This window comes from Streptococcus sp. NM, assembly GCF_003390135.1.
Lineage (GTDB): Bacteria > Bacillota > Bacilli > Lactobacillales > Streptococcaceae > Streptococcus.
Map to the genome: position 1 here is coordinate 1 of NZ_QUOS01000004.1, position 18,564 is coordinate 18,564.

Consider the following 18,564-nt stretch of genomic DNA (forward strand, 5'->3'; position numbering starts at 1 on the left):
CATACTGCACCTCCTAAAAATAATTGTTCCCATTATAGCATAAATAAACAAAATATCCAACTATTTTTGTAAAAAAATACTCTTTTAAAAAGAAAAACTATATCTATCAAAAAAGAAAGGACGAAATGTGTCCTTTCTCGATCTTAGCTTTCCTTTAACTAAAGATCCATAACATCATCCATAGCAAGACTCATGAACCCCCAGATAAACAAACCAAGGACTAAATAAGCATAGAGTGGCAGGGAAGCAAAGATAAAAGGTGATAGTAAAATCATACCCAAGGTATCTCCAAAATTTGTACAAATACAATACAATCCAAAAGCAAGATAAAGGATAAAGATGATAAGCCAAAAGTAAAACCGCTTGCGTGCTTTTTCTTTTCGAAACATTTCTTCCACCTCCCCTTCTATAGCTCTATTATATTACTAAGACTTTTATTTGTAAAAGTACTATCAAAAAGAAGGGACTTTTTAATTTTTTTATATCGTTGCAAATTACGATAAGCTAATTCTACGCAAACCAATAAAGATAATCTCTCAACTGATATCAAAAATAACAGAAAGAATAGTGAATAAATTACCAACATAATAAAAGTTGCAAAGATTTCTTCCATATCATGATTAAAAATATAAATAATCATGTAGGTATAGAGTGCTAAGACAGAAATAGCCACACCTAACCAAATATGTGCCTAAATCAATCCTTTTCTAGTCATCTTTTTCCCCAGCTCACTATAGAGCCTCTCTATTCCTTTACCAATCGTTTCTGACCGTCCTTATTGTGGCTTTGTTGATACAAAATCGAGTTTATTTAAAATTCTCTCATCAACTCTCACTGGTATAACAAATTGCTTATCCTTATAGCTCCCATCTTTTTAAAATTATTATACTCTCTTATAGCTACATTGACAAGTTAAAGTTCAAAATCAGCTAGATCGATTAGTTCTTCTTTATCACTCTTTCCCATCATTACCAGGCCTCAATTATCGCCTTTCATGAACTCACGAATACTCATACCAGAAGCCCCTCTTTAACTTTCCTGATAAAACTATAAAAACGTTTGAAGGTTTGATCAAGTGCCATCACTTCCTCTTTGGCTCTACATCACCTACTCAGTGAGCATGAAATTCTGTAAAGCTAGACATAATTTTTGCGAAATCTGTTTATTTCAGTAAATCATTAATAGGTACATCATCTCAGAGATTAGCAATAAATTCCAACTGCTTTTCAATTTTTTTACTTCTACAATTTCGTTTTCTACTGTATCCATTAAAATTAAGGAATCACGATAATATAAAGATAAAAGGATATCTGGCTCTCTCTTCTTATCCTATATCTGTCTTATTCAGTCGACATTTAAATTTCTTCAACTTTTCAGCATTATATCCATATACAATAGTAGCATAATGACCATTTGTTGCAGTATCTAAGCTATATATTAAAGTAAATTTCACTTTTTTAGAAGAGTGGTGGACTTTTTACCAAAAAAAATCTAAGGGAGCTATATCAGCTCTCTTAATAGTAGCATGAATGATTTTAAATAGGCATTTTAGATTTATATCGATATAAAATACATTCAACGCTTTCTAATCAAACTTGATCTTTCAAAGTCACAATCAGAGTGATCTAAATTAATCTTAAACCTGCCTCTTGATTACACAGTGAACCTTGAGTATATCGAATATAATTCTGCATGACGAGCGGAACTGCCAAAAATCGTAAAAACTATTGAAGATTTAAATCTGAAAACAAATACACAACTTGAAGAATCCATTGATAGGCACCTCACCTACCACATCTTTAGGCATACTCTCGTAAGCAGAATAGCGTAACTCTAAAAGCAATTATGGCAAGAGTAGGACGTTATGATTCTAGAACAATAGACAAAATCTACACACACGTTACAAAGAAGATGGATGATAATATCCTCGACCTACTAGATAATTTATAGTTTTGCCCCAAAAATGCCCCAAAACAAAAATAAAAGCCTACTGCTCAAGCTAGAAAGCTTGATACAATAGGCTTTTTATAGATTGATTATTTAACAGCGTCTTTAAGAGCTTTACCAGCTTTGAATGCTGGAACTTTAGAAGCTGCAATTTTGATTTCTTTACCAGTTTGTGGGTTGCGACCTTTACGTGCAGCACGCTCACGAACTTCAAAGTTACCAAAACCGATCAATTGAACTTTTTCACCAGCTGCAAGGTACTCAGTTACTGCTGCGAATACAGCTTCAACTGCTGCTGCTGAGTCTTTCTTAGTCAATTCTGTAGCTTCTGCTACTTTAGCGATCAAATCTTGTTTGTTTGCCATGTTAATGATTCCTCCAATTTAATTTCTAATTAACAAATATAATCATATCCTAAAATCCCTTTTAGGTCAAGTTAAAAACGCTATTTCTTCCCATTTTATTTATTTTTTTAGGAGTGGTAACGTACTAAAACAGCCCAAGCATTCTCACCCGTGTGAGTTTGAATAATAGAGCCCGTTTCCAAAACTGAAATAGGCTTTTCAACATAAGCTTGTAAGCTTTCTTTCATCTCTTTTGCCCAATCAGCACTACCAGAATATGAAATTCCAATCTCTGCTACAGAACGTTCAGTTAGCGAACTTGTCAGCTCATCCAACCATTTTTTAAAAGTTTTAGCTCCACGACCTTTAACGATTGGCTGCAATTCATGGTCTTTCATCTGCATGACAACACGTATATTGAGAAGTGAGCTCAACAATCCAGTTACACGGCCAATTCGTCCACCTTTTACTAAATTTTCCAAAGTTGAAACGCCAATATAGAGTTCTGTGTGGTTTTTAACCTCTTCTACATGAGATAAGATTTCCTCCAACTCTTTGCCTTCTTGTGCTAACTTCGCAGCCTCAACAACTTGGAATTTCAAGGCTTGATCAGTGAATGAACTATCAATAACTGTCACATCGGCAGTAGATAAGCTAGCACCTTGACGTGCCGCTTCTACAGTACCAGAAAGAGCATGAGACATATGAATAGCAAGAATCTGGCTACCATCTTTGCATAGGTCTTCAAAAGCTTCAGCAAAGACACCTACAGGGGGCTGGCTTGTTTTTGGAAGATTCTTACTTGCTTGCATCAACTGAAGAAATTTACCTTCTTCTTTCAAATCCGCATCAGAATAAACAACATTATCGATCATTACAGATAATGGAACAATAGTGATACCTAATTGATTTACGAGTTCTGGTTCAATAGTAACAGATGAATCGGTTACAATCTTAATTTTTGTCATAGTATCAATCTTTCTATTTTAGGATTCAGATTGTTTTTCTTACTTCTAATTATATCAAAAAAAGATTAAAAATCCTAATGGAGTCATTCAAATTTTCCTTAAAAATTTGATATAATTTACTTATAAGAAAAGAGGTGTCCTATGATTAAAAAAATTTATCCCATTTTAACCATTTTACTAGGTGCTGCTATTTATGCTTTTGGGCTGACTTATTTTGTAGTTCCTCATCATCTCTTTGAAGGAGGGGCGACAGGTATTACCCTCATCACCTTTTATCTTTTTAAAATCCCTGTTTCTCTGATGAACTTGCTGATTAATATTCCCCTTTTCATCCTGGCTTGGAAAATCTTTGGAGCCAAATCCCTCTATTCTAGTTTACTAGGAACCTTAGCTTTGTCCGCTTGGTTAGCTGTTTTTGAGCGGATTCCCCTTCATATTGATCTTCAAGGTGATTTACTGATTACAGCCCTCATAGCTGGGATTCTATTGGGAATTGGGCTCGGAATTATCTTCAATGCTGGAGGTACAACTGGTGGTACTGATATTCTAGCTCGTATTCTCAACAAATACACTCATATATCCATGGGGAAACTGCTCTTTATCTTAGATTTTTGTATTCTCATGCTTATTCTCCTCATCTTCAAGGACTTGAGATTGGTTTCCTACACGCTCTTATTTGATTTTATCGTTTCTCGTGTCATTGATTTGATTGGTGAAGGAGGATATGCCGGCAAAGGATTTATGATTATCACAAAACGTCCTGACCAACTTGCTAAGGCGATTAATGATGACCTAGGTAGAGGCGTTACTTTCATCTCAGGTCAAGGTTATTATAGTCAAGAAGATTTGAAGATTATCTACTGTATTGTCGGAAGAAATGAAATTGTGAAAATGAAGGAAATGATTCATCGAATTGATCCTCAAGCCTTTATAACTATTACAGAAGCTCATGAAATCCTAGGAGAAGGCTTCACATATATAAAAGAGTAAGCAAAAAGCTGGGAAGTTCCAGCTTTTTCTTTATTCAGAAAGTGTAGAATGACGATAGCCATAAGTAAAGTAAATCACAAGTCCAACTACAAGAGCAATTCCAAACGCAATCCATGTTTCTACACTATATTGAAGCATAAAGGAAAGACAGATTAGAATCGAGAGAATCGGCAACAAGGGAACTAGGGGAGTTTTGAATTCTCCTTCTTTAGGCATTCCCCTATCCTTTCTAAGTTTTATAATTCCATAAGCCAATAAGATAAGATAAGCAAGCGTACAAATATTTAGAAAGGCTGCAATACTAGCCAGTGGAAACACTCCTGCTGCAATTGCAGAAGCAACTCCTGTTAAGATGGTCGCATTTTTAGGAACACGACTTGTTTTGCTTAATTGCTTAAAACTTCGAGGTAAAAGACCATCACGTGCTAAACTGTAAATCATACGCGATAAGGCATAAGTCATAGAAATACACACTGTTATTAGGGTTAAAATGGCCACTAATGACACATAATTAGCTGCCCAACCAATTCCTATACTTCGCAATGAAAATGCTACAGCATCATCCACATTGAGTTGGCTGTAGTGAACAATCCCTGTCAATACTAATGTAACCAAGGCATAGAGAATCGTTACGATTGTCAATGACAAAACAATACCTCGTGGGACATTTTTTTGTGGGTTTTGAATTTCATCAACAGCCATCGAAATAGATTCAAATCCTAGGAAACCAAAGAACATCAAAGATGCTCCTGCCATTATTCCAGTACTTCCACCATAAATTTGACCAAAACCAAAGGGAGCAAAGTTGGACCAATTTTCTGGTTTAATATACCAGATACCAACTAGAATAAACAAAGCGAGAGCAGAGAATTTCAAGATGACTAGAAGCGAATTAAAACGCAAAGCTGCCTTAGAATTTAATAAAACTAAACCGGTTACCAGTGTCAATACCAAAATAGGTAAAAGGTCTATATAGGTACCCTGCTCAGGGTTAAAGGTCCCATTCAAGGCTTGAGGCATTGAAATACTATAGTTACTGAGCAAGCCTTTAAAATAAGCTGCCCAGCCAGAGGCCACACCAGAAACTGCTGTCATGAACTCCATGATGGTCAACCAACCAGCAATCCAAGCTGGTAATTCACCCAAAATTGCATACAAATAACTATAAGCACCACCAGTTGCAGGAACACGAGAGGCAAACTCTGCGAAAAAGAGGGCGGATAAAGAAACACAAAGGGCAGAAATCACTATGGATACAACCAGTGACGGACCAGCAAGCGTTGCTGCTGCGGTTCCTGTAATGGTAAAAATCCCAGTTCCTACCATGGCACCGATTCCTAATAAAATCAAATCCCATACTTTTAAATGACGGTGCATTTCAGTACGTCCCAAACTAACATCTTTAGTCCTAAAAATATTCATACTTCATCTCCATTAAATATGATTGTTTTATTTTATCATATAAAAGGAATTTTGTGAATATTTATAAGATGATTTTTCAAAAAAATCTGAACAGAAATAAATCCTGCTCAGATTCTACATATTCTTAGCCAACTGATCCTTCCATTTCATAGCTAATCAAACGGTTCAGCTCAACAGCATATTCCATTGGAAGCTCTTTTGTAAATGGTTCTACAAATCCCATAACAATCATCTCAGTTGCTTCAGATTCTGACAATCCACGGCTCATGAGGTAATAGAGTTGCTCTTCTGAAATCTTAGATACCTTAGCTTCGTGTTCCAAAGCGACTTGTGAGTTGTGAATTTCATTAAACGGAATGGTATCTGATGCTGACAAGTCATCCATGATAATGGTATCACATTCGATGTGAGAGACAGATTTCTTAGAGTTTTTATTAAAGGTTACTTGTCCACGATAGTCAACCTTTCCTCCACCTTTAGCGATGGATTTAGACACGATAGACGAGCTTGTATGTGGAGCGTTGTGGATCATCTTAGCTCCAGTATCCTGGTGTTGCCCAGCATTGGCAAAAGCGATAGAGAGCATGGTACCACGCGCCCCTTCTCCATCTAGGTAAACAGATGGATATTTCATAGTTGTTTTGGCACCCAAGTTTCCATCAATCCACTCAACAGTGGCATCCTTTTGAGCTTTAGCACGTTTCGTTACCAAGTTATAGACGTTATCAGACCAGTTTTGGATAGTCGTATAACGCATATAAGCTCCATCCAAAGCAAAGATTTCTACGATGGCAGCATGCAAGCTGTTACTTGAATAAGTTGGCGCTGTACATCCTTCTACATAATGGACACTTGCTCCCTCATCAACGATAATCAAGGTACGTTCAAACTGACCAGTATTTTCGTTGTTGATACGGAAGTAAGTTTGAAGTGGAATATCTACCTTGACCCCTTTTGGTACGTAGATAAAGGTTCCACCAGACCATACTGCTGAGTTGAGGGCCGCCAACTTGTTATCAGTCGGTGGTACCAACTTGGCAAAGTATTGCTTAAACAAGTCTGGGTATTCCTTAAGGGCAGAATCCGTATCTGTAAAGATAATCCCCAATTTCTGGAATTCTTCCTTCATGTTATGGTAAACCACTTCTGACTCATACTGGGCAGAGGCACCTGCTAGATAAGCACGTTCAGCTTCTGGAATCCCGATACGTTCAAAGGTTTCTTTGATTTTTTCAGGAACCTCATCCCACGAACGAGCTGGTTTATCAGATGGTTTTTGGTAGTAGATCAAGTCATCAAAATCAATCTCTGACAAGTCTGCTCCCCAAGTTTGCATAGGCATTTTTTTGAAGGTTTCATAAGACTTCAAACGGAATTCTAACATCCACTCAGGTTCTCCCTTTGCAGCTGATAATTCACGAATGACATCTTCATTCAATCCTTTTCCTGTCGATAGGACAGGCTCTACATCATCATGGAAACCAAATTTATATTCACCAAGGTCAATTGGTTTTGGTTCTACTCTTTCTTCAGCCATAATATCCTTTCTTTCATTCTTTATTTCTACTGATTCATAAGACAAAAGAAATTTGTCTTACTGATTTTCTTGATTTTCAATTGTTTTCTTCAAAGCGTTCCAAGCTAGGGTTGCACACTTGATTCGTTGAGGAAATTTGGCAACGCCTGATAAGAAGGCTGCATCGCCTAGTTGGTCTTGGCGTTCATCTTTTTGCCCTTGAACCATTTCAGAAAAAATAGTCGCAAGTTCTAAAACTTCTTGCTTGGTCTTTCCTAAGACTGCATCTGTCATCATGCTCGCAGAGGCAGTTGAGATGGTACAACCTGAGTTTAGAAAAGCGATATCTTCCAAGCGGTCATCTGCATCAAACTTGACGGAGAGATTGATAACATCCCCACAGGTCGGATTGTTGAGACTGATTTGTTCAGCGTCTTCTAACTTCCCTTGGTGATGTGGATTTTTCGAATGGTCCGCTACCACTGCCATATAAAGGCTATCTAGTTTAGAAAGTGCCATTGAAAAACTCCTTTGTCTTTTGTAGGGCATCGACTAACTTGTCGCAATCTGCCTTGGTATTGTAGATATAAAAACTTGCACGAGCTGTCGCTGGGACATCCAAATACTGGAGCAAGGGTTGAGCGCAATGGTGACCTGCTCGAACAGCCACTCCTTCATAATCCAAAGCAGTCGCAAGGTCGTGCGGATGAAGATCACCTAGGTTAAAGGCAATGACACCTGAACGCTGAGCCAAATCTTGCGAACCGTAAATGGTCAAACCTTCAATTTCCTGCAATTTTGGAAAGACATATGCAATCAATTCCTGTTCGTGGGCTTCAATGGCATCCAGACCAATCTTTTCAAGATAATCTACTGCCGCAGCAAGTCCGATTGCACCTGCCATATTTGGTGTTCCAGCCTCAAATTTCCAAGGTAATTCCTTCCAACTAGCAGATTGTTCATAGACGAAATCAATCATTTCGCCGCCAAATTCTACTGGTGACATTTGTTCCAGATACTTCTCTTTGCCGTAAAGGACACCAATACCAGTTGGACCCGCCATCTTGTGACCTGAAAAGGCAAAGAAGTCCACATCCAAGTCCTGAACATCAATCTTCATATGAGGAGTAGATTGAGCACCATCCACCACCATGATAGCTCCCACTTGGTGAGCCATTTGCGTGATTTCTTTGATTGGATTGACCACACCCAGGACATTTGAGGCGTGAGCAAGGGAGACAAATTTCACCTTATCAGTCAATTTAGCTCGCAAATCATCCATATCCAGAGCTCCATTCTTAAGATAGACATAGACAAGCTCTGCCCCAGTCTTGCGGCAGGCTTCCTGCCAAGGAATGATATTGGAATGGTGTTCCATGACAGAAATCAAGACCTGGTCTCCCTCAGTCAAGACTTCCTCAGCATGACGCGCTACCCAGTTAAGACTGGTCGTCGTTCCTCTGGTAAAGAGAACTTCCTTTGTAAAGCCTGCATTAATAAACTTACGAATGGTTTCACGAGCAGCCTCATAAGAAGCTGTTGCTCGTTCTGCCAAGGTATGGACACCACGGTGAACATTGGCATTATCCTGTTCATAGTAGCGATTAATCGTTTCCAGAACTGCTAGTGGTTTTTGTGTCGTCGCAGCATTGTCCAAATAGACCAATGGTTCATCGTTGACAATCTGGTCTAAAATTGGAAAATCCTTACGAATCATCTCTACATCTAACATAGGCTTCCCCTTAGCGTTTTGACAATTTTTCTTCGATAGTTGCAATCATTTCATCACGAACTTCCTTGACTGGAATCTCAACGATAACGGAGCCTAGGAAACCACGGACAACCAAACGTTCTGCAGTTGCCTTATCCAAGCCACGACTCATGAGGTAGTACATATCTTCTGGATCTACCTGACCGATAGAAGCCGCGTGTCCTGCAGTTACGTCATTTTCATCAATCAAAAGAATTGGATTGGCATCTGAACGCGCTTGGTCTGAAAGCATGAGAACACGACTTTCTTGTTGCGCATCTGCTCCCTTAGCACCCTTGATAATGTGGCCAATACCATTGAAGGTCAAGGTTGCTTTTTCAAGAATAACCCCATGTTGTAGGATATTTCCGATTGAGTTGCAACCATAGTTAGTTACACGTGTATCAATTCCTTGTACCTGACGGCCACTTGAAAGAGCTACAACCTTGAGATCTGCATGGCTACCATTTCCAATCAAGTCGCTATCAAAGTCAGCAACAACATTTCCTTCGTTCATGACACCAATTGCCCAGTCAATGCTTGCATCGTTGCCTAATTTACCACGACGGCTAATGTAGGCAGTAACATTTTCACCTAGACGGTCGATCGCAGCAAACTTGACTTGAGCACCAGAACGTGCAATTACTTCTACTGTGATATTAGCAGTTGCTTTGGCACTTCCTTCACCGCGTGACTCTAAACGCTCCAGATAACTAATCTTAGAATTTTTACCAGCGATAATCATAATATGCTTGTTAAACGGCACATCACTATCACTATCTTGGTAGAAAATACCTTCGATTGGCTCTTTAATTTCAACATTATCAGGAATATAGAGAACAGCACCACTATTGAAATAAGCTGTATGGTAGGCTGCTAATTTATCATCGTCATACTTAACAGATGACATGAAGAATTCCTCAATCAGCTCTGGAATTTCTTCTAAAGCTGAGTGGAAATCTGTAAAGACGACACCCTGTTCAGCTAACTCAACTGGAGTTTGCTCAAAAACAGTTTGAGTTCCTACTTGCACCAACTTCAAGTGATTATCTAGAGCTGTGAAATCTGGAACATTTGCTGATGGCTCATTTTCTGTAATCGTTCCATCACCCAGATTCCAACGGTGGAATTTGACACGTTCAATAACTGGTAATTCTAAACTCTCCATCTTATCAAAAGCTTTTTGACGGAGGTCAGCCAACCAGCTTGGTTCAGCGTGCATTTCTGAAAAAAGTTTAATATTTTCTTTAGTCATTTACTTCTCCTAAAAGATACGAGGGAATTACAATTCTTCCTTGTAATCGTAGCCAAGTTCTTCAGCTAGTTTTGCGTATCCTTCACGTTCCAAACGCGCAGCCAATTCTGGACCACCTGAAAGGACAACACGACCTTCCATCATGACGTGTACCACATCAGGCGTGATGTAGTTCAAAAGACGTTGGTAGTGAGTGATAATCATAGCACCAAAGCCTTCACCACGCATGGCATTAACACCTTTAGAAACAACTTTAAGAGCGTCAATATCAAGACCAGAGTCAATCTCGTCCAAAAGGGCAAATGTTGGCTCCAACATCAAAAGTTGAAGAATCTCATTACGTTTTTTCTCTCCACCAGAGAAACCTTCGTTGAGGTAACGCTCAGCCATTTCTTCTTTCATGTTGAGCAATTCCATCTTCTCGTCTAATTTAGTAATAAACTCACGAACTGAAATCTTCTCATCGTCTTCTTTACCAGCATTCATAGCTGCACGAAGAAACTCAGCATTGGTAATTCCAGGAATTTCTGATGGGTATTGCATAGCAAGGAAAAGTCCCATACGCGCACGCTCGTCCACTTCTAACTCAAGGATGTTTACGCCATCAAACAAGACTTCACCTTTGGTTACTTCATAGTTTGGATTTCCCATGATAGCGGCAGAAAGAGTCGATTTACCAGTACCATTTGGCCCCATGATAGCGGCGATTTCTCCTGTTTTCAGGGTCAGGTTAACCCCTTTTAAAATTTCTTTTCCTTCAATCTCAACGTGAAGATCTTTGATCTCTAATACTGACATGATAGTTCCTTTCTTTTTCAAGGCCTTTACAGTTCTTACTGGAAACATACTTGATTTCCCTAGAAAACACGGTAAAAGGTCAATAAATATACTTTTATAGTATAACAAAAAAAAGCCTAAAAGGCTTTGATTTTGTCTAGAAGCTGAGGACTAGTCTTTTCCTTTTAAATGCTGGTCAATGACATCTACAATCTTGCCCATCAAGTAACTGACTCGGAAATTTCTAAAGAGCAAAATGGCCCAAAAGGCTGCCATAATATAACGACCAGTCATCCAAGCTTCATTGAAAAAATAGGTCTCAGCAGCTGTAAACAGCGCGATGATAATAAATTGTTGTCTATTCATAAACTTATTGTATCATGAAATCTTTCTTTAGTCTTCCTCTACCTTCACTTTATCAGCCAAAAATTCAAATCCTTCTGGAATCAGGCTTTCTTCTGCTTCTTTTTCAGTTTGAGAAGATTTGGTTTTGGCTGAAAAGGCTGCGCGAACTTCTTTCCATTCCTCCATGGAAATAGCTAAAATTTCGGGTGAAAAACCTGCTGCCTGACTGAGGATGTTACCAAACATAGTGTTGAGATTGTCCCGTTTCATGGTTTGACCAGCATTGAAGTTAGACTCAAAAGCAAGAATGGCATGATGTTCATTGGCCGCAACCGGTTGAGATCCAACTAGCAGAGCCTTGTCTGGCCCACCAAGACTTTCAATTACCTCTCCCCAGGCATTTTGTAAACGAATCAAATTTTGACGTGCTAAATCAGGATTTTCAACGGCCTCTTGTAGGATAGATTGCACTTTATTTCGATCCACACGATAGACTATCTTACTCGCTGCTGGGCGACTAGGCGCTGGAGTAGATGGCTTAGGTACAGATCCCACATTTGCGAGTTCTTGTTTGAGACGGATCACTTCTTGTCTCAGCGCAGAAATTTCATGTTCAACTGCCCCAGAAAGAGCTGGTTCAGGCTTAATCTCTGCCAAACGGATAGTCATCATCTCAGCATAAATCTTAGGCTGCAAACTAGACTTAATATCTGCTAAACTGACTGTCGCTAAGCGAATCATTTCAAACAGATTTTCTTGAGGAAGTGTCAAATTTTCTACAAAGACTGGACTATGATGAGTATTTTCTCCACCTGTTTGAACAATTAACAAATCTCTTAAATAGTGCAAAAGATCCGTCACAAAACGAGTCATACTCTTACCATTGTCAAAAAGAAGATTTAAGCATGCTAGGGCCTTTGGAACATCCTGTTGAGACAAGGCAGCCACATAATCATCCAAGGCTGATAGGCTAATGGTACCAGTAATTTCTTCAGAGATAGCAGTCGTCAGCTCATTTCCCTGTGTCAAACTAAGGGCTTGATCCAAAATAGACAAGGCGTCTCGCATCCCACCTTCAGCTCGTCTGGCAATGATTTCCACAGCCTCTGGTTCAGAACTGATATTTTCTTTTTCTAAGATATAGTGGATATGTTCCTTAATATCCTGTATCTTAATCGATTTAAACTCGAAACGTTGCACACGGGATAGAATAGTGGCAGGAATCTTGTGCAATTCAGTAGTAGCCAAAATAAAGACCACATTCTGTGTGGGCTCTTCCAGCGTCTTGAGAAGAGCATTAAAAGCCCCTGTAGACAGCATGTGAACCTCATCTATGATATAGACTTTATAGCGGGCAAGACTAGGGGCGTAGGTAGATTTATCACGAATTTCGCGAATTTCATCCACCCCATTATTAGAGGCCGCATCCATTTCGATGACATCTTCTAAACTACCATCCGTCACTGCCTGACAAATATAGCAGTTATTACATGGTTCACCCCCCACTTGATTGGGACAGTTCATAGCCTTGGCAAATATCTTAGCTACACTGGTTTTTCCCGTTCCACGAGGACCAGAAAAAAGATAAGCGTGACTTATTTTCTCTTGCTCCACTGCCTGTTTAAGAGTTTTAGCTACAACTTCTTGACCAACCAACTGGGAGAAGTTTTGACTTCTATATTTTCGATAAAGTGCTTGATACATTAGGCTTTCTCCCCAAACATTGTAAAATCCCATTCTGTCTTTTCAAGCAAAATAGCGACAAATTGTTCCAAATAATCTCGATCGATAGCATCATAATCATCAATCTCTGAAGAATCAAGATCTAGAACTCCAAGTAATTGACCATTCTGTACCATCGGAACAACAATTTCACTTTTAGCTCGACTATCACAAGAAATATAGTTGGGATAAGTTGTTACATTACCAACCAGAACAGTTTCCTGAAAATGAGCTGCCTCCCCACAAACACCTTTGCCTAGTGAGATACGGATACAGGAAACACCTCCTTGGAAAGGACCTAAAATCAATTCCTTTCCATCGAACAGATAAAAGCCTGCAAATACGGTATTAGGAAAGCGTGATTTTAAAAGAGCACTGGCGTTGGAAAGATTAGCCAAAACATTGGTTTCACCATCCAATAAAAAAGAGAGCTCTTCATTTAACATTTGATAACGTGATTGTTTTTCTGATTTTAACATAGGACTATTATATCAAAAAAGGCTTACAGACAAAAGAAAAATCCCTTGTTTAGTAAACAAAGGATTTTGTGAATTTTCAATTTGATTAAAGTTCGATATCACCGAACAAGTCAGCCATTGAGAATCCTGTTTGTGTTTCTGGAAGTTCGAAATCACGTTTTTCTTGACGTTTTGGACGACGTGGACGAGCAGCACGTTTTTCTTCTTTTTGTCCTTCTTCTTGAGCTGGACGCTCTTCAAGAGCTTTGATAGAAAGTGATACGCGCTCTGCATCTGCGTTAACTTCAAGAACTTTAACTTGAACTTCTTGACCAACTTTAAGAGCTTCTTTTGGATTTTCAATACGTTTGTGTGAAATTTGTGATACGTGAACAAGTCCATCGATACCTGGCAATACTTCAACAAATGCACCGAAGTCAGTCAAACGTTTAACTGTTCCTTCTACTACATCACCTTTAGCCAATTTTTGCTCAACGCCATCCCATGGTCCAGGTGTTGTTGCTTTAAGTGAAAGTGATACACGTCCTTCTTCTTCGTTAAGATCAAGGATTTTCACTTCAATTTCTTCACCAACAGTTACAACTGATTTTGGTGATACATTACGTTCGTGTGACAATTCAGTCAAGTGAACCAATCCGTCAACACCACCAAGATCGATGAAAGCACCGAAGCTTGTGATACGTGCAACTTTACCAGTTACAACATCACCAACAGCCAATTTACCGAATACTTCAGCGCGAGCTGCTGCTGTAGCTGCTTCAACAACTTCACGACGTGAAAGGATGAAGCGGTTTTCTTTAGCGTCAACTTCTTTGATTTTAGCGTCAAATTCTTGACCTACAAAACGCTCAGTGTTACGTACGAAACGAGTATCCAACATTGAAGCTGGGATAAATCCACGAACCCCTTCAAATTCTACTGAAAGTCCACCTTTAACGGCACGAGTTCCTTTAACAGTAACAACTTCTTCTTCGCGACCAACAAGTTTGTCCCATGCTTTGCGAGCTTCAAGGCGTTTTTTAGATACAAGGTATGTAACTGTATCAGTATCTTTACCAACTACTTGACGAAGTACAAGAACATCCAATACTTCTCCTACTTTCACAAAGTCATTGATATCTGCATCGCGATCGTTTGTCAATTCGCGAAGAGTCAAGACACCTTCAACACCAGTTCCAGAGATTGCAACGTTAGCTTGAGTCGCATCAACTGTCAATACTTCAGCACTAACAACATCACCAGTCTCAACTTGGCTAACGCTATTTAGCAAATCTTCAAATTCGTTCATCTAAAAAATCCTCCAACAATCAAGTTTTTCTTAAACTTGACATACTTATAATTTTTTTCCTAAGCACCCGCAAGGACATGTTCATATCGTTCACGTCTTTCAATTATAAAAATAAAATACCCTAAGATATTTTGCTTTTTATCTTGATCATTACCTAAGAACTGGGGTAGCTGGATTCGAACCAACGCATGAGGGAGTCAAAGTCCCTTGCCTTACCGCTTGGCTATACCCCATTGATGAAATGGAGAGAGAGGGATTCGAACCCCCGAACCCGAAGGAGCGGATTTACAGTCCGCCGCGTTTAGCCTCTTCGCTATCTCTCCTACAATCAACATGGATTATTATATCATGAAAATTTCAAAAAAACAAGACTTATTTTGCTAAATTATAATTTTCAATCAAAATTTCCACAGCTTTTTCCAATTTTTTATAAAAACTATCGACATTCCCATTCTTTATGATGGCAAATTGTCCATCTAATTCGGCAATTTCTCCGATAACCTTTTTACCAATGGTTAAGGTATAACCTTCAAAACTGTCTTTTCCTACCTCAACTTTGGCATCTGCTACTTGAATTTCGATTTTTTTATCTTTCTTACTCATTTCATACCTCTCTTCACTTTTTCTATTTTACAAGAAAATCCTAAAACTAGCAAGAAAAAACTCTATATCATTCCAAGTCTGATATAGAGTTTTCTGCTTTATTTAATGTGTTTTTCTAGTTCTTTTTGGTACTTACCGTTTGATTCCAATTTTTCTTTTTGCCATTTTTTCAGTGCTTCTTCATATTCTTTTGTTGTAACGATATCTTTTTGCAATTTCATTCCTTTAAAGATATATGGGTCACCCTTAATACCAACTTGTGAGTATGGTTTTGAGAATGGCACGACATTACTTACAACTGGGGAACCACCAGATGAAGCTGTTGGCATCAATAATGAACTATCTGTCAACCAAGCTTGAGCCTTGGCATATTTTTCATAGCGTTCTTCAAGATTTGTAGTTTCTGAATCCGCATCATCCAATAATTTCTTATACTGGTCCAAACCAAGTTTAGCTACAACATCCTTATCTTTTCCTTTCGTAATACCAAGGTGCTTCATAGCTGAACCTGATTTAGGATCCATGATATTCAAGTAAGAGGCTGGGTCTTGATAACTTGGAGCCCATCCTGTACTGTTCAAATCATAGTCTTTTTGAGAAGGAACACGCGCTTGAGAAGTGATTGTTTCCTTTTCATTATCTGTCATTTGAAGAACATCAATAACAACATTTTCAGCACCAAGAGTTGATTCGATAGACTGTTTGAAAGAGTTGCTTTGTTGAACAGCAATAGTATCTGTTTGTTCAACTGGGACATCCAAGTGAATTGGGAATGTTACCCCTTTAGATTCCAAGTCTTTCTTAGCTTTTTCGAATGCAGCTTTAGCCTTGTCAGGGTTGTAGATAGAATCCTTACCGTCAACTAGCTCAACACCTTTCCACTGGTCACCATAGTTCACCAACTCTGCTTGAGCGATTTGACCAAAGTTTTTACCACCTGCTTGTACAAAGTTATCTGGAACGAGACTGTTACGAATAATCTTGTCCGCACCGTCTTCACCATTTAGCTGGGCAGCATAAGAATGGCGGTTGAAGGCAAAGTTGATAGCCTGACGGAAGTCCTTATTAAGCATAGCTTCTTTTGTAGAAGTCTTTTGCTCTTCACTTGTTTTCGCAGTTTTATTATATGACTGACGATTTACGTTAAAGGTGAAGTAATAACTACTTGAATCCTGTGGGCTATAAGTGATTTTATCTCCGTATTGTTCCAAAGTAGAAGCAAAGTTTGAGCTACTTGGGAAGAGACGGGCTGTCGTATAGGCACCTGAAGAGAAGCTACGAATCAACGATTCCTGATCAGAACCATCGTAGTAAGTCAATTTAATCTTCTCGATTTTTACCTTTTCTTTATCCCAGTAATTTGGATTTTTCTCATATTCGATCAACGATTTAGAAGTCAAGGTCTTCAAGATATAAGGTCCATTGTAGAGAATTCCTGCTGGAGTAACTGCTCCATAATCTTTACCTGATGCCTTCAAAAACTCTTCATTTACAGGCAACATCGTTGCTGTGGTGACTTTAGAGTTCCAGAAACTTTCTGGTTTGTTTAGGGTATATTCAACTGTGTAATCGTCCAAGGCCTTGACACCAACTGTAGAGAAATCATTGGTCTCACCAGTCATGTAGGCATCCAAGCCCTTGATTGAATTTTGGATGAGAGAGACACCGTCTGACTTACCGTCAGCTACGTGTTTTAGTCCTGTTACAAAGTCATGGGCTGTTACTTCTGCATATTCTTCACCTTCAGAAGTGTACCATTTAACTCCTTTACGAAGTTTATAGGTATAAGTCAAACCATCTTTTGAGACAGACCAATCTTCAGCCAAGGAAGGAATAACATTTCCGTATTGGTCGTTTTCCATCAAGCCATCAACCACGTTCCCGATGACATCTGTTGTCGATGTACGAGTCGCTATACTATAGTCCAAAGATGCTGGATCTACTGCATAGACATATGAAAATGTTGTCGGTGCATCTGCTTCTTTATCAGCTTTTCCACAAGCCGCTAATAGAGCTGTTGTGCTCAGGACCACTCCTGCTGTTAAGAGCCACTTTTTAGATTTCATAAAAAATCTCCTTTAGTTAATTTTAATCTACTTTTACAATCCAACCTTCTGGCGCTTCAATATCGCCAAACTGAATTCCTGTCAACTCATCATAGAGTTTGCGAGTCACAGGACCTACTTCTGTTTCACTATAGAAAACATGGAAATCATCACCGTGCTGAATTCCACCAATTGGAGAAATAACTGCTGCTGTACCACAGGCACCTGCTTCTACAAAACGGTCAAGCTTATCAATCGGGACATCCCCCTCAATAGGAGTTAAGCCCAAGCGATGTTCTGCCAAGTAAAGCAAAGAGTACTTGGTAATAGATGGCAAGATAGATGGACTCAATGGTGTTACAAATTCATTATCAGCTGTAATTCCAAAGAAGTTAGCTGAACCGACTTCTTCAATCTTTGTATGAGTTGATGGGTCTAGATAGATAACATCTGAGAAATGACGTGACTTGGCCAATTTCCCTGGCAAGAGACTTGCAGCATAGTTCCCACCAACTTTAGCTGCACCTGTACCATTTGGAGCCGCACGATCGTATTCATCCTGAATCAAGAAGTTGGTTGGAACCAATCCACCCTTAAAGTAATTTCCAACTGGCATAGCAAAGATGGTGAAAATATACTCTTCTGCTGGTTTAACCCCAATAATATCTCCGACACCAATCAAAAGAGGGCGAAGATATAAGGTTCCACCTGTTCCATATGGTGGTACGTATTCTTCATTGGCGCGGACAACTGCCTTACAAGCTTCTACAAACATGTCTGTCGGAACTTGTGGCATCAAGAGACGATCACAAGTACGTTGCAAACGTTTAGCATTTTCGTCAGGACGGAACAGTTGAACACTGCCATCCTTAGTACGATAAGCTTTTAAACCTTCAAATGCTTGTTGACCATAGTGAAGACTTGGAGAAGACTCTGAAATATGCAAGGTTGCATCTTCTGTAAGTTCTCCTTGATTCCATTGTCCATTTTTAAAATGAGCAATATAGCGATAAGGTAATTTCATATAGGAAAAACCGAGATTTTCCCAATCAATCGTTACTGTCATATTCCACTCCTTATTCTAAAAACCTATTTCTTTTATTCTACACTATT

General features: G+C 39.0%; 17 protein-coding genes and 2 tRNA genes. 1 reads left to right on the forward strand and 18 read right to left on the reverse strand.

The features are described from left to right. Window positions 1-158 precede the first annotated feature (158 nt). The 3 genes from DXN33_RS07095 to DXN33_RS07110 form a co-directional block, all read right to left on the reverse strand. On the reverse strand, window positions 159-389 hold the full coding sequence (locus DXN33_RS07095) for a hypothetical protein (protein WP_070478811.1): 231 nt from the start codon (window positions 387-389) through the stop codon (window positions 159-161). A gap of 1,647 nt (window positions 390-2,036) precedes the next feature. Further along, window positions 2,037-2,312 carry an HU family DNA-binding protein gene (locus DXN33_RS07105; protein WP_001284640.1) on the reverse strand — a complete coding sequence of 92 codons (276 nt, stop codon included), beginning with the start codon at window positions 2,310-2,312 and terminating at the stop codon, window positions 2,037-2,039. Between the two features lie 107 nt (window positions 2,313-2,419). Next, window positions 2,420-3,259 (reverse strand): DegV family protein, encoded by an 840-nt coding sequence (locus tag DXN33_RS07110; protein WP_115904718.1) that lies wholly within the window; start codon window positions 3,257-3,259, stop codon window positions 2,420-2,422. Between the two features lie 141 nt (window positions 3,260-3,400). On the opposite strand from DXN33_RS07110, the gene DXN33_RS07115 reads away from it, so the two are divergent. After that, window positions 3,401-4,249, forward strand: a complete 849-nt coding sequence (locus DXN33_RS07115; protein ID WP_070478807.1) for a YitT family protein — start codon at window positions 3,401-3,403, stop codon at window positions 4,247-4,249. A gap of 30 nt (window positions 4,250-4,279) precedes the next feature. Here the strand turns inward: DXN33_RS07115 and DXN33_RS07120 are convergent, their stop codons facing one another. The 15 genes from DXN33_RS07120 to DXN33_RS07190 form a co-directional block, all read right to left on the reverse strand. Then, window positions 4,280-5,671, reverse strand: a complete 1,392-nt coding sequence (locus DXN33_RS07120) for an APC family permease (RefSeq protein WP_070478804.1) — start codon at window positions 5,669-5,671, stop codon at window positions 4,280-4,282. 124 nt (window positions 5,672-5,795) lie between these two features. Then, on the reverse strand, window positions 5,796-7,208 hold the full coding sequence (sufB, locus tag DXN33_RS07125) for a Fe-S cluster assembly protein SufB (RefSeq protein WP_000797054.1): 1,413 nt from the start codon (window positions 7,206-7,208) through the stop codon (window positions 5,796-5,798). 57 nt (window positions 7,209-7,265) lie between these two features. Next, window positions 7,266-7,706 (reverse strand): Fe-S cluster assembly sulfur transfer protein SufU, encoded by a 441-nt coding sequence (gene sufU, locus DXN33_RS07130; protein WP_115904719.1) that lies wholly within the window; start codon window positions 7,704-7,706, stop codon window positions 7,266-7,268. Then, window positions 7,693-8,919, reverse strand: coding sequence for a cysteine desulfurase (locus DXN33_RS07135; protein ID WP_115904720.1), 1,227 nt, complete (start codon window positions 8,917-8,919; stop codon window positions 7,693-7,695). Before DXN33_RS07135 ends, sufU begins: the two co-directional genes overlap by 14 nt. A 10-nt stretch (window positions 8,920-8,929) precedes the next feature. After that, window positions 8,930-10,192, reverse strand: a complete 1,263-nt coding sequence (sufD, locus tag DXN33_RS07140) for a Fe-S cluster assembly protein SufD (RefSeq protein WP_115904721.1) — start codon at window positions 10,190-10,192, stop codon at window positions 8,930-8,932. A 27-nt stretch (window positions 10,193-10,219) separates the two neighbouring features. After that, window positions 10,220-10,990, reverse strand: coding sequence for a Fe-S cluster assembly ATPase SufC (sufC, locus tag DXN33_RS07145; protein ID WP_000114489.1), 771 nt, complete (start codon window positions 10,988-10,990; stop codon window positions 10,220-10,222). Between the two features lie 150 nt (window positions 10,991-11,140). Beyond that, window positions 11,141-11,335, reverse strand: a complete 195-nt coding sequence (locus DXN33_RS07150) for a DUF3272 domain-containing protein (protein ID WP_001081602.1) — start codon at window positions 11,333-11,335, stop codon at window positions 11,141-11,143. Between the two features lie 27 nt (window positions 11,336-11,362). Continuing rightward, on the reverse strand, window positions 11,363-13,018 hold the full coding sequence (gene dnaX / locus DXN33_RS07155; RefSeq protein ID WP_115904722.1) for a DNA polymerase III subunit gamma/tau: 1,656 nt from the start codon (window positions 13,016-13,018) through the stop codon (window positions 11,363-11,365). Next, window positions 13,018-13,515: a GAF domain-containing protein gene (locus DXN33_RS07160; RefSeq protein ID WP_115904723.1), complete on the reverse strand. Its 498-nt coding sequence runs from the start codon at window positions 13,513-13,515 to the stop codon at window positions 13,018-13,020. The genes dnaX and DXN33_RS07160 overlap by 1 nt, the downstream gene beginning before the upstream one ends. Window positions 13,516-13,600: 85 nt before the next feature. After that, window positions 13,601-14,803 (reverse strand): 30S ribosomal protein S1, encoded by a 1,203-nt coding sequence (gene rpsA / locus DXN33_RS07165; RefSeq protein ID WP_001001631.1) that lies wholly within the window; start codon window positions 14,801-14,803, stop codon window positions 13,601-13,603. 161 nt (window positions 14,804-14,964) lie between these two features. Next, window positions 14,965-15,036, reverse strand: a tRNA-Gln gene (locus DXN33_RS07170). A gap of 9 nt (window positions 15,037-15,045) precedes the next feature. Continuing rightward, window positions 15,046-15,126: transfer RNA gene (locus DXN33_RS07175), tRNA-Tyr, on the reverse strand. Between the two features lie 49 nt (window positions 15,127-15,175). After that, window positions 15,176-15,406 (reverse strand): DUF2969 domain-containing protein, encoded by a 231-nt coding sequence (locus tag DXN33_RS07180; RefSeq protein ID WP_115904724.1) that lies wholly within the window; start codon window positions 15,404-15,406, stop codon window positions 15,176-15,178. 98 nt (window positions 15,407-15,504) lie between these two features. Then, the gene (locus DXN33_RS07185; RefSeq protein ID WP_049491529.1) at window positions 15,505-17,472 is read right to left on the reverse strand and encodes a peptide ABC transporter substrate-binding protein; all 1,968 of its coding nucleotides are present in this window, start codon (window positions 17,470-17,472) and stop codon (window positions 15,505-15,507) included. 22 nt (window positions 17,473-17,494) lie between these two features. Beyond that, the gene (locus DXN33_RS07190; protein ID WP_115904725.1) at window positions 17,495-18,517 is read right to left on the reverse strand and encodes a branched-chain amino acid aminotransferase; all 1,023 of its coding nucleotides are present in this window, start codon (window positions 18,515-18,517) and stop codon (window positions 17,495-17,497) included. Window positions 18,518-18,564: the final 47 nt, after the last annotated feature.

Excerpts from the sequence above, each read along its gene's own strand:
- DXN33_RS07095 (WP_070478811.1), bottom strand. The coding sequence starts at position 389 with ATGTTTCGAAAAGAAAAAGCACGCAAGCGGTTTTACTTTTGGCTTATC.
- DXN33_RS07105 (WP_001284640.1), bottom strand. The coding sequence starts at position 2,312 with ATGGCAAACAAACAAGATTTGATCGCTAAAGTAGCAGAAGCTACAGAA.
- DXN33_RS07110 (WP_115904718.1), bottom strand. The coding sequence starts at position 3,259 with ATGACAAAAATTAAGATTGTAACCGATTCATCTGTTACTATTGAACCA.
- DXN33_RS07115 (WP_070478807.1), top strand. The coding sequence starts at position 3,401 with ATGATTAAAAAAATTTATCCCATTTTAACCATTTTACTAGGTGCTGCT.
- DXN33_RS07120 (WP_070478804.1), bottom strand. The coding sequence starts at position 5,671 with ATGAATATTTTTAGGACTAAAGATGTTAGTTTGGGACGTACTGAAATG.
- sufB (WP_000797054.1), bottom strand. The coding sequence starts at position 7,208 with ATGGCTGAAGAAAGAGTAGAACCAAAACCAATTGACCTTGGTGAATAT.
- sufU (WP_115904719.1), bottom strand. The coding sequence starts at position 7,706 with ATGGCACTTTCTAAACTAGATAGCCTTTATATGGCAGTGGTAGCGGAC.
- DXN33_RS07135 (WP_115904720.1), bottom strand. The coding sequence starts at position 8,919 with ATGTTAGATGTAGAGATGATTCGTAAGGATTTTCCAATTTTAGACCAG.
- sufD (WP_115904721.1), bottom strand. The coding sequence starts at position 10,192 with ATGACTAAAGAAAATATTAAACTTTTTTCAGAAATGCACGCTGAACCA.
- sufC (WP_000114489.1), bottom strand. The coding sequence starts at position 10,990 with ATGTCAGTATTAGAGATCAAAGATCTTCACGTTGAGATTGAAGGAAAA.
- DXN33_RS07150 (WP_001081602.1), bottom strand. The coding sequence starts at position 11,335 with ATGAATAGACAACAATTTATTATCATCGCGCTGTTTACAGCTGCTGAG.
- dnaX (WP_115904722.1), bottom strand. The coding sequence starts at position 13,018 with ATGTATCAAGCACTTTATCGAAAATATAGAAGTCAAAACTTCTCCCAG.
- DXN33_RS07160 (WP_115904723.1), bottom strand. The coding sequence starts at position 13,515 with ATGTTAAAATCAGAAAAACAATCACGTTATCAAATGTTAAATGAAGAG.
- rpsA (WP_001001631.1), bottom strand. The coding sequence starts at position 14,803 with ATGAACGAATTTGAAGATTTGCTAAATAGCGTTAGCCAAGTTGAGACT.
- DXN33_RS07180 (WP_115904724.1), bottom strand. The coding sequence starts at position 15,406 with ATGAGTAAGAAAGATAAAAAAATCGAAATTCAAGTAGCAGATGCCAAA.
- DXN33_RS07185 (WP_049491529.1), bottom strand. The coding sequence starts at position 17,472 with ATGAAATCTAAAAAGTGGCTCTTAACAGCAGGAGTGGTCCTGAGCACA.
- DXN33_RS07190 (WP_115904725.1), bottom strand. The coding sequence starts at position 18,517 with ATGACAGTAACGATTGATTGGGAAAATCTCGGTTTTTCCTATATGAAA.